This is a genomic window from Novosphingobium sp. PP1Y, from assembly GCF_000253255.1.
GTDB lineage: Bacteria > Pseudomonadota > Alphaproteobacteria > Sphingomonadales > Sphingomonadaceae > Novosphingobium.
The window spans coordinates 3,864,224-3,877,161 of record NC_015580.1; the positions used below are offsets into that span (position 1 = coordinate 3,864,224).

Annotated in this window: 16 protein-coding genes; 11 read left to right on the top strand and 5 right to left on the bottom strand. The window is 64.8% G+C overall.

Annotated features, from left to right (window positions below):
• Nucleotides 1–15 precede the first annotated feature (15 nt).
• On the bottom strand, nt 16–1,821 hold the full coding sequence (locus PP1Y_RS24215; RefSeq protein ID WP_013834515.1) for a long-chain fatty acid--CoA ligase: 1,806 nt from the start codon (nt 1,819–1,821) through the stop codon (nt 16–18).
• Nucleotides 1,822–1,992: 171 nt separating this feature from the next.
• Entirely contained in the window at nt 1,993–3,048 is a 1,056-nt protein-coding gene (locus PP1Y_RS24220) for a quinone-dependent dihydroorotate dehydrogenase (RefSeq protein ID WP_013834516.1), read from the bottom strand.
• Nucleotides 3,049–3,434: 386 nt separating this feature from the next.
• Here PP1Y_RS24220 and PP1Y_RS24225 point away from each other — a divergent pair, with 386 nt between their 5' ends.
• The 9 genes from PP1Y_RS24225 to PP1Y_RS24265 are packed head-to-tail and all read left to right on the top strand — an operon-like array spanning nt 3,435 to nt 9,852.
• The gene (locus tag PP1Y_RS24225) at nt 3,435–3,845 is read left to right on the top strand and encodes an SUF system Fe-S cluster assembly regulator (RefSeq protein WP_013834518.1); all 411 of its coding nucleotides are present in this window, start codon (nt 3,435–3,437) and stop codon (nt 3,843–3,845) included.
• Complete coding sequence (sufB, locus tag PP1Y_RS24230) at nt 3,842–5,332, top strand: Fe-S cluster assembly protein SufB (protein ID WP_013834519.1); 1,491 nt, start codon at nt 3,842–3,844, stop codon at nt 5,330–5,332. Before PP1Y_RS24225 ends, sufB begins: the two co-directional genes overlap by 4 nt.
• Nucleotides 5,332–5,808 (top strand): endonuclease domain-containing protein, encoded by a 477-nt coding sequence (locus PP1Y_RS24235; RefSeq protein WP_013834520.1) that lies wholly within the window; start codon nt 5,332–5,334, stop codon nt 5,806–5,808. Before sufB ends, PP1Y_RS24235 begins: the two co-directional genes overlap by 1 nt.
• A gap of 2 nt (nt 5,809–5,810) precedes the next feature.
• The gene (gene sufC / locus PP1Y_RS24240) at nt 5,811–6,554 is read left to right on the top strand and encodes a Fe-S cluster assembly ATPase SufC (protein ID WP_013834521.1); all 744 of its coding nucleotides are present in this window, start codon (nt 5,811–5,813) and stop codon (nt 6,552–6,554) included.
• Complete coding sequence (locus PP1Y_RS24245) at nt 6,551–7,288, top strand: SufD family Fe-S cluster assembly protein (protein WP_013834522.1); 738 nt, start codon at nt 6,551–6,553, stop codon at nt 7,286–7,288. The genes sufC and PP1Y_RS24245 overlap by 4 nt, the downstream gene beginning before the upstream one ends.
• A 47-nt stretch (nt 7,289–7,335) precedes the next feature.
• Nucleotides 7,336–8,493, top strand: a complete 1,158-nt coding sequence (locus tag PP1Y_RS24250) for a cysteine desulfurase (protein WP_013834523.1) — start codon at nt 7,336–7,338, stop codon at nt 8,491–8,493.
• On the top strand, nt 8,490–8,981 hold the full coding sequence (locus PP1Y_RS24255) for an SUF system Fe-S cluster assembly protein (RefSeq protein WP_013834524.1): 492 nt from the start codon (nt 8,490–8,492) through the stop codon (nt 8,979–8,981). The genes PP1Y_RS24250 and PP1Y_RS24255 overlap by 4 nt, the downstream gene beginning before the upstream one ends.
• Entirely contained in the window at nt 8,978–9,496 is a 519-nt protein-coding gene (locus tag PP1Y_RS24260; protein WP_013834525.1) for a GNAT family N-acetyltransferase, read from the top strand. The genes PP1Y_RS24255 and PP1Y_RS24260 overlap by 4 nt, the downstream gene beginning before the upstream one ends.
• On the top strand, nt 9,493–9,852 hold the full coding sequence (locus tag PP1Y_RS24265; protein WP_007012558.1) for an iron-sulfur cluster assembly accessory protein: 360 nt from the start codon (nt 9,493–9,495) through the stop codon (nt 9,850–9,852). Before PP1Y_RS24260 ends, PP1Y_RS24265 begins: the two co-directional genes overlap by 4 nt.
• 14 nt (nt 9,853–9,866) lie before the next feature.
• On the opposite strand, the gene PP1Y_RS24270 is transcribed toward PP1Y_RS24265, so the two are convergent.
• Complete coding sequence (locus PP1Y_RS24270; RefSeq protein WP_007012559.1) at nt 9,867–10,169, bottom strand: hypothetical protein; 303 nt, start codon at nt 10,167–10,169, stop codon at nt 9,867–9,869.
• A 70-nt stretch (nt 10,170–10,239) separates the two neighbouring features.
• Nucleotides 10,240–10,692 (bottom strand): hypothetical protein, encoded by a 453-nt coding sequence (locus tag PP1Y_RS24275; protein ID WP_086000041.1) that lies wholly within the window; start codon nt 10,690–10,692, stop codon nt 10,240–10,242.
• Between the two features lie 137 nt (nt 10,693–10,829).
• Here PP1Y_RS24275 and PP1Y_RS24280 point away from each other — a divergent pair, with 137 nt between their 5' ends.
• Nucleotides 10,830–11,837, top strand: a complete 1,008-nt coding sequence (locus PP1Y_RS24280; RefSeq protein WP_007012561.1) for an adenosine kinase — start codon at nt 10,830–10,832, stop codon at nt 11,835–11,837.
• 14 nt (nt 11,838–11,851) lie between these two features.
• Nucleotides 11,852–12,361 carry an exonuclease domain-containing protein gene (locus tag PP1Y_RS24285; RefSeq protein ID WP_013834527.1) on the top strand — a complete coding sequence of 170 codons (510 nt, stop codon included), beginning with the start codon at nt 11,852–11,854 and terminating at the stop codon, nt 12,359–12,361.
• Between the two features lie 45 nt (nt 12,362–12,406).
• Here the strand turns inward: PP1Y_RS24285 and PP1Y_RS24290 are convergent, their stop codons facing one another.
• Nucleotides 12,407–12,931 (bottom strand): hypothetical protein, encoded by a 525-nt coding sequence (locus PP1Y_RS24290; protein WP_041559160.1) that lies wholly within the window; start codon nt 12,929–12,931, stop codon nt 12,407–12,409.
• Nucleotides 12,932–12,938: the final 7 nt, after the last annotated feature.

Here is a 12,938-nt window from a genome sequence, read left to right on the forward strand (position 1 = left end):
CAGGCCGACGCTGCCTCAGTTGCGGTAGAGAGCGTCGATCCGCTCGCCGTAGGCCTCGCGCACCTTGTGGCGACGGATCTTCAGGCTGGGCGTCATCATCTCGTTCTCGATCGAGAATGGTTCGTCGGCGAAGACGAACTGGCGGACCTTCTCGATGACAGAGAGATCGGCATTGACCCGGTCGATGGCGCCGCGGATCGCGTTGCGGAACACCGGCAGGTCCTGAAGGGCCCTGATGTCGAAGGGAATGTCGTTGAGACGGCTCCACTCCAGCGCCCAGTCCGCATCGGGTACGATGAGCGCGACGACATAGGGCCGCCGGTCGCCGCTGACCATGGCCTGCGCGATTTCCGGCTGCAGGGTCAGCATCGATTCGACCTTCTGGGGCGAGATATTGTCGCCCTTGTCGTTGACGATCATGTCCTTCTTGCGGTCGGTGATCCTGATCCGCCCGGCATCGTCGAAATGGCCGATGTCGCCGGTATGCAGCCAGCCTTCGATCAGGACATTGGCCGAGGCCGCCTCGTTCTGCCAGTAGCCATGCATGACCAGCTCGCCGCGGGTCAGGATCTCGCCATCCTCGGCAATCCGGACCTCGACCCCGCGCAAGGGTGGGCCCACGGTGTCCATCGCCAGCCCCGCCGCGGGCCGGTTGCAGCTGATCACCGGACCGGCCTCGGTCTGGCCATAGCCCTGCAGCAGGGTCAGGCCCATCGCATCGAAAAATACGCCGATTTCGGGATTGAGCGGCGCGCCGCCGGAAACCAGCGCCTTGTTGCGCCCGCCGAAGCGCGCGCGGATCTTGGGCCGCAGGGTATGTTCGAGCAGCAGGTCCAGCGGATAGTCGGTCAAGCGCTGTTGCCCGGCCGCCTTGCGCGCCGCCACGGCCAGCGCCAGATGCATCAGCCGCGCGGGCAGGGCACCCTGCTTTTCGATCTGTTTCATGATGCGCGTGCGCAGGACTTCGAAGAGGCGCGGCACGACGACCATGATCGTCGGGCGCACTTCCTCGATATTGGACGCCAGCTTGTCGAGGCCCTCGGCGTAGTAGATCTGTCCGCCCAGGCCGATCGGGAAGAACTGCCCGCCGGTGTGCTCATAGGCATGGCTGAGCGGGAGGAAGGACAGGAAGGTCTCTCCGGCATCCCAGCCGAAATCGTCGCGGATGATCTCCGCCGCGCCGGCGATGTTGGTCAGCAACATGCCGTGATGCTGGCGCACCCCGCGCGGCGCTCCGCCGGTGCCGCTGGTGTAGATGATGCAGGCCAGGTCCTGCCGGTTGACGTCCACCAGCCGCGCCTCAGCTTCGGCGCGCGCCGCCACCGGATCGCCGGTGAGGAGCGCGTCCCAATCGTAGGTCTCGTAAACGCCGCCCTGCATCCCCGGGACCCGCTCCATCCCCACGACATGGCGGCACAGGTCGGTCTGGACGATGGCCGGCAGAAGCTGGCGCGCCAGCTTCTCGGTCGAGACGATCGCAGCCCTGGCACCCGAATTTTCGAGGATATGGATGTGATCGCGCACGGTATTTGTCGTGTAGGTCGGCACGGTAACGCAGCCGGCGGCCATGACGCCAAGGTCGGCGATGCACCATTCGGGCCGGTTTTCCGAGACGATGACCACCCGGTCTCCCGCCTTGAGGCCCATCTGCCGCAGCGATTGCGCGATCAGGCAGACATCGCGCGCTACTTGCGCCCAGCTTAGCGAAACCCATTCGCCGCCGCGCTTGCTCCACAGCATCGGGGCATCGCCCAGGGCGTCCGCGCGCGCCAGGAACAGAGAAACGATGTTCGTACTCTTGTCGAAATCGGCAAGATCCATGTGTGACATCCGCTCCGGTATAACTCGTCAGGTGCCGGTCTAGGCGGGCAGGTGAGGACCGGCAAGGCTGGCCTTCACGCCGTCAAGACCCGCTAGAGTGCCGCAGGTTCACTTGCCGGGGGCAAGTTTCGGACTGCCCGCGCCGAAAGGGACGCGGTCCGGTCGTCCGGGTTATTCGGTTCCCACGGCCTCGGCGACGGTCGCGAACCCGTCGCGCTTCATCAGCTGCTCCAGTCCCTTGGCGATCGCCTTGGCGATTCCCGGTCCTTCGTAGACCATCGCGCTGTACAGCTGCACGAGGCTGGCTCCGGCACGAATGCGCGCCCAGGCGTCTTCGGCCGTGGCGATGCCGCCGACACCGACCAGCGGCATCGCTCCACCTGTCGCCTTACGGAAATCGCGCAGGCGCTGCTGGGCCAGGTCGCGCAGCGGCGCACCCGAAAGGCCGCCGCTTTCCCCGGCCTGCGGAGAGGAGAGGGGGGGCCGCGAGATCGTCGTGTTCGAGACGATGAGCGCGCCCAGCTTGCGGTCGATGGCAATGCGGGAGATCGCATCGACGTCCGCCGGTTCGAGGTCGGGCGCAACCTTGAGGAAGATCGGCGGTCCATCCTCGCCGCAAACCGCGCCGCGCGCCTCGATCACGGCATCGAGCAACCCGGTCAGGGACGATTCGTCCTGCAAAGCGCGCAAGCCCGGGGTGTTCGGACTGGAAATGTTGACCGCCAGGTAGCTGGCGAGCGGCGCCATGAGCCGGGCCATCGTCGCATAGTCGGCCACGCGGTCGACCGAATCCTTGTTTGCGCCAATGTTGATGCCGACGACTCCGGGCCTGCCCAGCCGCGCTTCGAGCCGTTCGACCGCCGCCTGGGCGCCGCCATTGTTGAATCCCATGCGATTGATCACCGCGCAGTCCTCGACCAAGCGGAAAAGGCGCGGTTTGGGATTGCCGCTCTGCGGCAAAGGCGTGATCGAGCCGACTTCGGCAAACCCGAAGCCGAGACCGAGCAGGGCGTCGGGCACTTCGCCGTCCTTGTCAAAACCGGCAGCCATGCCGACCGGATTGGCAAAGTCGATCCCCGCGACTCGCGTCGCAAGGCCAGCTGCTGAACCCGGCGCCTTCCTGGCCGGCGCATGTTTCAGCGCCTTGAGCGCAAGGCCGTGCGCCTTCTCGGCATCGATTCGGAACAGGGCGGGACGAAGAAGGGCGTAAATCACGGGCCTCCGCATAAGCTTGGAAGAGAACGATCTCAAATGCTTCTTTGCCGCACAGCGGCATGAAAAATCGATTGTTGTCTGCAGCCTGTTAGGCACACGTGTCGCAATTCTACAATAAATTAGCGCGGTCGCAGCATACAGGAGAGCTGCGACCCGAAGGGCTCGTAGCGGGATGCGCACGAGTTCTTTATTACCTGATGGCGGTTTCCTGTCTCGACAGGGAACCGCCTTTTTTTCATCCCGCTGTCCGGATGCCGGCGCGCCGCATGGCCGCAGATCCCGGAAAACCGGATGCAGGCGCTCTCACATTCGACCATTGAAACTCGCCGGACCCTGCACTAGGTGAAATTGGAAAGATTTACTCCGATTTGAAACCCGGGTCCGGAAGACAACACCGAATGCGCCTTTCGAGCATGGCAGATTACGCCGTCGTCATCATGTCCGCTGCAGCGCGGCATTGTGGCGGTGCGCGCGTGTCGGCCGGCCAACTCGCCGAGGAAACCGGGCTTCCCGGACCCACGGTGCAGAAGCTCGTTAGCAAACTCACCGGCGCGGGGCTGATGCGCAGCTCGCGCGGCGTCGGTGGGGGACTGAAGCTGGCAAGACCGCCTGCGACAATCTCCATTGCCGACATCGTCGAGGCAGTCGAGGGGCCGATCGCGCTCACCGCCTGCCTCGAACAAGGAAAACACGACTGTACGCTGGAGGGGACCTGCAACATGCAACCGCACTGGCCGCAAGTGAATGCGGCGTTGCGCGGGGCACTGGCGCAGGTTTCGCTGGTCCAGCTCGTCGAGGAAGTGGAATGACCGAGGAAACGATCCAACCTGAACTGCGCGATCAGGCCGCGCGCGAAGCGGCCGCACGCGTGGCCGACTACGAGCACGGCTGGGTTGCCGACATCGAGCAGGAATTCGGGCCCAAGGGGCTCTCCGAAGATACCGTCCGATTCATCTCCGCCAAGAAGGAGGAGCCGGAATGGATGCTCGAGTGGCGCCTGAAAGCCTATCGCCGCTGGCTCGAGATGACTCCGCCCGACTGGGCCAAGCTCGACGTGCCGCCGATCGACTACCAGGAAGCCTACTATTGGGCCGCGCCCAAGAAGAAGGACGGCCCCAAGTCGCTCGACGAGGTCGATCCCGACATTCTCAAGGTCTACGAGAAGCTGGGCATCCCGCTCGAGGAACAGAAGGTCCTCGCCGGCGTCGAGGGCGCGCGCAAGGTCGCGGTCGATGCCGTGTTCGACTCTGTCTCTGTCGCCACAACCTTCCGCAAGGAACTGGAGCAGGCCGGCGTCATCTTCCGCTCGATCTCCGAGGCGATCCGCGAATATCCCGAGCTGGTCAGGAAGTGGCTGGGCAAGGTCGTGCCCCAGCATGACAACTACTTCGCTGCCCTGAACTGCGCGGTCTTCTCCGACGGAACCTTCGTCTACATTCCCGAAGGCGTGCGCTGCCCGATGGAGCTGTCGACCTATTTCCGCATCAATGCCGAGAATACCGGCCAGTTCGAGCGTACCCTGATCATTGCCGAGAAGGGCAGCTACGTCTCGTACCTCGAAGGCTGCACCGCGCCGATGCGCGATGAGAACCAGCTGCACGCCGCCGTGGTCGAGCTGGTCGCGCTCGAGGATGCCGAGATCAAGTACTCGACGGTGCAGAACTGGTACCCGGGCGATGCCCAGGGGAAGGGCGGCATCTACAACTTCGTGACCAAGCGCGGCCTGTGCCAAGGCGCACGCTCGAAGATTTCGTGGACCCAGGTCGAAACCGGTTCGGCGATCACCTGGAAGTACCCGAGCTGCGTCCTCAACGGCGAGGATTCGGTGGGCGAGTTCTATTCGGTCGCGGTCACCAACAATTACCAGCAGGCCGATACCGGCACCAAGATGATCCACAACGGCAAGGGCAGCCGCTCGACGATCATCTCCAAGGGCATTTCGGCGGGCAAGTCGAACAACACCTATCGCGGCCTCGTCCGCGTGGCGGCGGGTGCCGATGGCGTGCGCAACTTCACCCAGTGCGATTCACTGCTGCTGGGCAAGGAGTGCGGCGCCCACACCGTGCCCTATATAGAAGTGAAGAACCCCTCGGCGCAGATCGAGCACGAGGCGACCACCAGCAAGATCAGCGACGACCAGCTGTTCTACGCCATGCAGCGCGGCCTCGACACCGAGGAAGCGGTGGCGCTGATCGTCAACGGTTTCGCCAAGGAAGTCTTGCAGCAACTGCCGATGGAATTCGCGGTCGAGGCGCAGAAGCTTCTCGGCATCTCTCTGGAAGGAAGCGTAGGCTAATGACCGAACGCAAGACTCTCGGCGTCAGCAAGGCCGACGCGCCCAAAGCCGATGCCCGCAGCAGCTTCAACGTCACCGGCGCCCGTCTCGAGCGCCTCAAGGAACGCGCGCGCGATCAGCGCCGCAATCCCACCGAGGCGCAGGAGGCGCTCTGGGCCGAACTTTCCGGCTCGAAACTGGGTGGCGTCAAGTTCACGCGCCAGGCCGTCGTCGGCTCGGCAATCGTCGATTTCGCCTGCCCATCGCGCTGGATCGTCGTTTCGATCTCCCCGGCGAATGCCAATCCGGAAGTCGAAACGCTGCAGGACAAGAAACTGTCCGATGTCGGCATCCGGGTCCTGCGCTTCAGCGAGGAAGCCGTGCTTGGCGACCGCGAAAGCGTGATGAAAACCATCGTCTCTGAAATCAACAAGCCGTTCGACAAGCGCAGCGCGCGCAGTCAGTTCGCTCCCAGGATGGAGAGCGCCGAAGGATGACCATGCTCAAGATCGATAACCTCCAGGCCACCGTAGCAGACAAGCCGATCCTCAAAGGCCTCTCGCTCGAGATCAATCCCGGCGAGATCCATGCCATCATGGGGCCCAATGGCGCCGGCAAGTCGACTCTCGGCTACACGCTGGGCGGACGCCCCGGTTACGAAGTGACCGGCGGCTCGGTGACTTTCGACGGCCAGGACCTGTTCGAGCTGGAACCCCACGAACGCGCCGCGGCCGGCCTGTTCCTCGGCTTCCAGTATCCGGTCGAGATTCCGGGCGTCTCCTTCGTCCAGTTCCTGCGCGAGGCGGCCAATGCCCAGCGCAAGGGCAGGGGCGAGGAACCGCTGTCGGGCGGCGAATTCCTCAAGCTGGCCAAGGAAAAGGCCGGATTGCTGCGGCTCGACATGGACATGCTCAAGCGCCCGGTGAACGTCGGCTTTTCCGGCGGCGAGAAGAAACGCGCCGAAATGGTGCAGATGGGCATTCTCGATCCCAAGCTGGCGATCCTCGACGAGACCGACTCCGGCCTCGACATCGACGCGCTGCGGGTCTGCGGTGAAGGGATCAACTCAATCATGCGCAGCGCAGACAAGGCGGTGCTGCTGATCACCCACTACCAGCGGCTGCTCGATTACGTGAAGCCGGACTTCGTCCACGTCCTCGCCAATGGCCGCATCGTCAAGTCGGGCGGCCCCGAACTGGCCCATCAGCTCGAGGCCGAGGGCTACGAAGCGGTGGCTGCATGACTCTCGCCGCGACTCTTCCCACCCGGAAGGACGAGTCTTTCCGCTATGCCGACTTCGACGCGCTGGCCGGCGTCTGGCCGATCGCGCGCGAGGACATCGTCGTCGCGGCAGGCCAGGAGGATTCGCGCCAGATCGTCGAACTGGGTGAGGGCGCGGTTGCGCGCCACCTGGCGATCCGCGTCGAGAAGGGCGCGAAGCTCGACTTGCGCATCCTGACCGCCGGCCCCGCCTACGGCCGCATTGCCGTCGATGTCGAACTGGCCGAAGGCGCGGACTTCCTGCTTGGCGCGGCGCAACTGGCGACGGGCAGCGAAACGCTCGAGATCGTCACCGAGGTGACCCACTGCGAGCAGAACGCGACATCGATGCAAGTGATCCGCTCGGCTCTCGCCGGGCATTCGACCGGCACCTATCTTGGCCGCATTGCCGTGGCGCGCGGCGCGGACGGTACCGACGCCGAGCAATCGGTGCGCGCCATGCTGATCGACCGCACCGCGACGGCCAATGCGCGGCCCGAGCTGGAAATCTACGCCGATGACGTCAAGGCGGCACACGGCTGTGCGGTCGGCGAACTCGACGCGCAGGGCCTGTTCTACCTCGCTTCGCGTGGACTTACCCCGCCACAAGCCAAACGACTGATGTTGCAGGCTTTTGTCGCCGAAGCTTTCACCGGCGCACCGGACGAGGAAGCGCTGAGCGAGGCCGCGCTGGCCCGGCTGGAGGCCATCCTGTGAGCACCCAGGCGGCTACACGGATCTCGGTGCGGGACCAGTTCCCCGGCATGGCCGGTGGCTGGCACTATCTCGATACCGCGGCCACGGCGCAAAAGCCGCAGGCGGTGATCGACGCCACCGTCGATGCCATGGGCCGCGACTACGCGACCGTGCATCGCGGCGTCTATGCCCGCTCGGCGGAAATGACGCTGGCCTTCGAGGCCGCGCGCCGCCGGGTCGCGTCCTTCATCGGCGGACGCGAAGAGGAAATCGTCTTCGTGCGCGGCGCGACCGAGGCGATCAATCTCGTCGCCAACACCTGGGGCGTCGAGAACCTCGGGGCAGGGGACCGAATCCTGCTTTCGACACTCGAGCATCACTCGAACATCGTCCCCTGGCAGCTGCTGCGCGAGCGTACCGGCGTCGAAATCGACGTCTGCCCGCTGACTGCGGACGGCCGGATCGACCTCGAAGCCGCCGAGCGGATGCTGACGCCCGCCCACAAGCTGGTGGCACTGGCGCATGTTTCCAATGTGCTCGGCTCCGTGCTCCACGTGGAACATCTTGTTGAACTGGCGCACAAAGTCGGCGCGAAGGTGCTGATCGACGGCTGCCAGGCGGCCCCGCGCATCAAGCTCGACATGGCCGCGCTTGGCTGCGACTTCTACGTTTTCTCGGCACACAAGCTCTATGGTCCAACCGGTGTCGGCGTCCTGTGGGCCCGCTCCGGGATTCTCGAGAACATGCCCCCGTGGCACGGCGGCGGATCGATGATCGATCGCGTCACTTTCGAGAAGACGACCTGGGCCCCGGCGCCGCAGCGCTTCGAGGCCGGCACGCCCGCGATCGTCGAATCGATCGGCCTTGCCGCCGCGATCGACTGGCTCGAGCAGGTCGGACTCGATGTCGCCGAAGCGCATGAGCGCGAACTCGCCACTCGCCTGCGCGAGGAACTGGGTCAGCGCAACGACGTCACCCTGTTCGGCCCCGCCGATTCGGTGGGCATCGTCAGCTTTGCGCTCGACGGCGTGCACCCGCACGATCTGGGCACGATCCTCGACGAAGAGGGCGTTGCCATTCGCGCCGGCCACCACTGCGCGCAGCCGCTGATGGATCACCTTGGCGTTCCCGCCACGGCCCGGGCCAGCTTCGGCATCTACAACGACGAAAGCGATATCGAGGCGCTCCTGAAAGGAATCGAGCGCACGAGGAGAATATTCGGATGAGCGACGAATCCCGCAAGTTTGAAGTCGAGGAAGTCGATTCGGCAACGCCGCCGCCGCGCGCACGGGTGGAAGACGCCGCGCCTCCCGCGGCCGAGAGCGCAGTCGACAAGCTCGAACGCAAGCGCGACTACCTGGAAGGTTTCCTCGCCGAAAAGCCGCAGGATACAAGCCCCGGCGAACCGGGCGGCGAGATCTACGACGGCGTGATCGCGGCGCTGAAGGAAATCTTCGATCCGGAAATCCCGGTGAACATCTATGACCTCGGCCTCATCTACGGAGTCGATGTCTCACCCGAATCCGCTGTGGCGGTGACGATGACGCTGACGACACCGCATTGTCCGGTCGCCGAATCGATGCCGGGCGAAGTGGAAATGCGCGTGGCCGCGGTACCGGGCGTACGCGACTGCGAAGTGAATCTCGTCTGGGATCCGCCGTGGGACATGGCGAAGATGTCGGACGAGGCGAAGCTCGAACTGGGCATGCTGTGACCGAAACCCTCGCCGCTTCCCAATCTGCCGAAGGGCTGACCATCCGCCTTGCCGATTACGGCTACGAAGGCGACGGCGCGGCGCTGGTTGCGCTGCTCGACAGCTATGCCCGCGACCCGATGGGCGGCGGCAAGGGGCTGGACGAAGCCGTGCGCGCAAGGCTGGTGCCCGCGCTCGATGCCTTCCCCGGCGCATTCACCCTGCTCGCATTCGACGGGACGGAACCGGTCGGAATGGCGAACTGCTTTACCGGCTTTTCGACCTTCGCGGCACGCCCGCTCGTCAACATCCACGATCTTGTGGTATCCTCCGCGCACAGGGGCAAAGGCATCGGCCGCGCATTGATGCAGGCCCTGGAAGCCGAAGCCGCCGCCCGCGGAGCCTGCAAGGTCACACTCGAAGTGCTGGGCGGCAATGCGCCGGCCAAGGCGCTCTACGCCTCGCTCGGCTATGAAAACTACGCGCTCGACCCCGAAGCGGGAACGGCGCAATTCTGGGAAAAGAAGCTGCCATGACGACTACAGCAACGACTCGTCAGCGTCCCGCCGCGGTCATCCTGACGCCTTCCGCCGAAGCGCGCATTGCCAAGCTCATGGCCGACGCGCCAGAGGATGCGATCGGCGTCAAGCTGTCGACCCCGCGGCGCGGCTGCTCGGGCCTTGCCTATTCGGTCGACTACGTCAGCGCGGAAAACGCGCTCGATGAAAAGATCGAGACGCCGGGCGGCACCTTCTATATCGACGGCGCCTCGGTGCTCTATCTGATCGGCTCGACGATGTCGTGGCAGGAAGACGACTTTACCGCCGGCTTCGTGTTCGACAATCCAAACGCCAAGGGCAGCTGCGGCTGCGGCGAGAGCTTCACCGTCTGAACCGGGAAGGGGGCTCAATGCCCCCAGGTGTTGAACGTGGAATAGCGGGTCTCGGTATCGCTGCGCGTCTGCTCGGCCAGCGAGATCATTTCATCGTCGTCCCGCCAGTCCTGCGCATCGAAGCGAACGGCGCTGTAGATATCGACGATTTCGTATTCATCCTCGTCGAGGGCTTCGGTGGCGAGCCAAATGGCTTCGCGAATGTCTTCGCTTGAAACCAGGCAGGTTACATGGGCGCCGGCGTAGCCTTCACGGCGCAGCGGCGGACTATCGCCGGCGAGTTCGCATGAAACGAGAAAGACACTGCCCTTCGCCATCGGGCGGCATGATAAACACCGTCGGTTAACTTTGACAATTCGGAACTTCCCCGAGCCCGGGGCAAGCATTTCAGGGCTGGCGAAGCGCGGCCACGCAGGCGGCGCGGTCGACGTCCTGCCCATCCGAGGCGCGCCGCGCATCGAGATAGGTTGCCACCGGTTCGCGCGAGGAGGTTGTGGGATAGAGAAAAACGTCAAGCACGCAGGCGGTTCCGGTAAACTGCAACTTGCGCGCATCGCCTTCCCACACGTCGAGCCGCGGGTTACCGAACTGGCGCACCAGCTGCTTCTGGTTTGCCCCGATCACGCCTTCAAGCCCGGGAAGGTTGAGGAACTTGGGATCGCGCGGCGACGTGCGCGAAGGCTGGCGCACGGGAGGCACCCGCGATGCGCCGCCATTGCCGGACGCGCTCGAGACCCCGCCCGGGCTCACGCCGCAAGCGGCGACGAGCATGGCAAGGATGCAGGCGGCGATGGGTCCGCGAAGACGATGCAGGGAAGCCCCGGACGATGTCATGATCATGGCTGGCCTGCGCATCGCGCGCCGTCGCTTCGCTGTCAACGGGGGCAATTCGCCCGCGCGCTTGCGGAGCGACAGGGCGCGCGGTAGGCAGGCCGCATCGTCTTTTCCCAATCCGATCAGTCAAGGACCTTCCCTACATGGCATCCAACCCCGTGGCGCCCACACTGGACGTCATCGCCATCGGCAATGCTATCATCGACGTCATCGCCAATTGCGAGGACAGCCTGATCGAACAGCTCGGCCTTGCCCGGGGCGGGATGATGCTGATCGACACCGACCAGGCCCGCGATCTTTACGCCGCCATGGGCCCCGCGCGCGAAATATCCGGCGGTTCGGCCGCCAACACGCTGGCCGGGCTTGCCTCGCTCGGCGCAAAGTGCGGATTCATCGGCCAGGTCGCGCAGGACCAGCTCGGCGAGGTCTTCACCCATGACATCCGCGCCGGCGGCATCGAGTTCGAAACCCCCGCGCGCGCCGGAGATCCGCCGACGGCGCGCTGCCTGATCTTCGTCTCTCCCGACGGCCAGCGCACGATGAACACCTTCCTCGGCGCCTCGCACTACCTGCCCGCCGAAGCGCTCGACGAAGCGACCATCGCCAAGGCCGCCGTGCTCTATCTCGAAGGCTACCTGTGGGATCCCGAAGAGCCGCGCGCCGCGATGCGCAAGGCCATCGCCGCTGCCCGCACCGCGGGCCGCAAGGTGGCCTTCACCCCGTCCGAGACTTTCGTGATCGACCGCCACCGCGACGATTTCATCGCCCTCATCGATGACGGCCAGATCGACGTGCTGTTCTGCAACGAGCATGAAATGGCCGCTCTTGTGCAGAACGACGATTTCGAGACGGGCCTGGCCATGCTCGCGCCGAAGATCCCGGTCCTGGTGGTCACGCGCGGTCCCGAGGGCGCAGTGGCGCTGTCGGGCGGCGAACGCGCCGAGGTATCGGCCGAGCCGATCGAGCGCGTCGTCGACACCACCGGCGCGGGCGACCTTTTCGCTGCGGGCTTCCTCTTTGCGCACGTTCGTGGCATGAATCTCGAACAAAGCCTGAAACTTGGCGCGATTTGCGCTTGCGAGGTGATCTCGCACTATGGAGCCCGTCCCGAGCGGAGCCTGCAGGCACTGATGGCAGAAAAACTCACCTGAGGAGCACCCGCGGATTGAGCTGTCCGGCACTGATCGATTTCGAGGCGAGTTGCCTGCCCGAGTACGGCCAATCCTATCCTATCGAAGTCGCAATCGCGCGGATCGACGGAGAAAGTCGCGCCTGGCTGATCCGCCCGCTGGAAGCCTGGCGCCACTGGGACTGGTCCGAGGAGGCCGAGAAACTCCACGGAATCAGCCGCGAGATGCTGCGCAAGGAAGGTCTTCCCGCCGCGCAGGTCCTTGAGGAAATGGCCCGGTTCGTCGGCGATTGCGAAGTCTATGCCGACGCCGATCTCGATGCCTACTGGCTCGAACTGCTGGCACACGGCCTCAAGGCACCTGTGCCTTTCGCCGTGCACTTCCTCGGCGAGTTCCTGGTGCGGCACAATTTCACGCGGCCCCAGGTCGTTGCCGCGCTGGAGGAAGCCAAGCTGCGCCTGCCCAAGGAACATCTCGCAAGAGAGGACGCCAAGCGCCTTGCCCTGGTGGTCAAGCTGCTGCTGGAAGGCGAAGAGGCCAGCTGAACCTTCATCCTTCGGCAAGTTCAGGATCAGCGGACTTCGACAGGCTCAGAACGAACCCGGATCCTCCGAAACGCCAAGCCCGCCCGATTGGCTTGCCTGCAGCTTGCCAAGGCACTGGTCCTTGGCGCGGTCGCGGTCATCGGAAAGGGCGGTGGCCATCTGCGAGGGCAGGGCACAGCCGCGCTCGGGCCGGATCGGATGACGCCGACGGCACGATTCCTCGGTGCTGAAGAAGTTGTCCAGGCAGTCCTGGAACTCCGCCACATCACTCTCGTGCATGGCGCGGCAGCTCTTGGCCCAGCGGTTCTTGTAATTGAGCTGCGCGAAATTGACGCAATCCTCGTACTCAACCCGCGCGGCCTGCTGACGCTGCGCCGCCTCGGCAGCCTGCTTCTGCTGCGCCGCGCGGCGCGCTTCGGCTTCCGCCTCGACCTCTGCCTGGCGCCGCGCTTCCAGCACCTCGGCATGGTTCGGCAGGAAAATGCCGTAGTAAAATCCGACGCCGCAGCCCGCGATCAGGATCGCGAGGGCAACCGCCAGCTTGAGAATGGCACCGGCACGTTCCAGCATCGCCGCC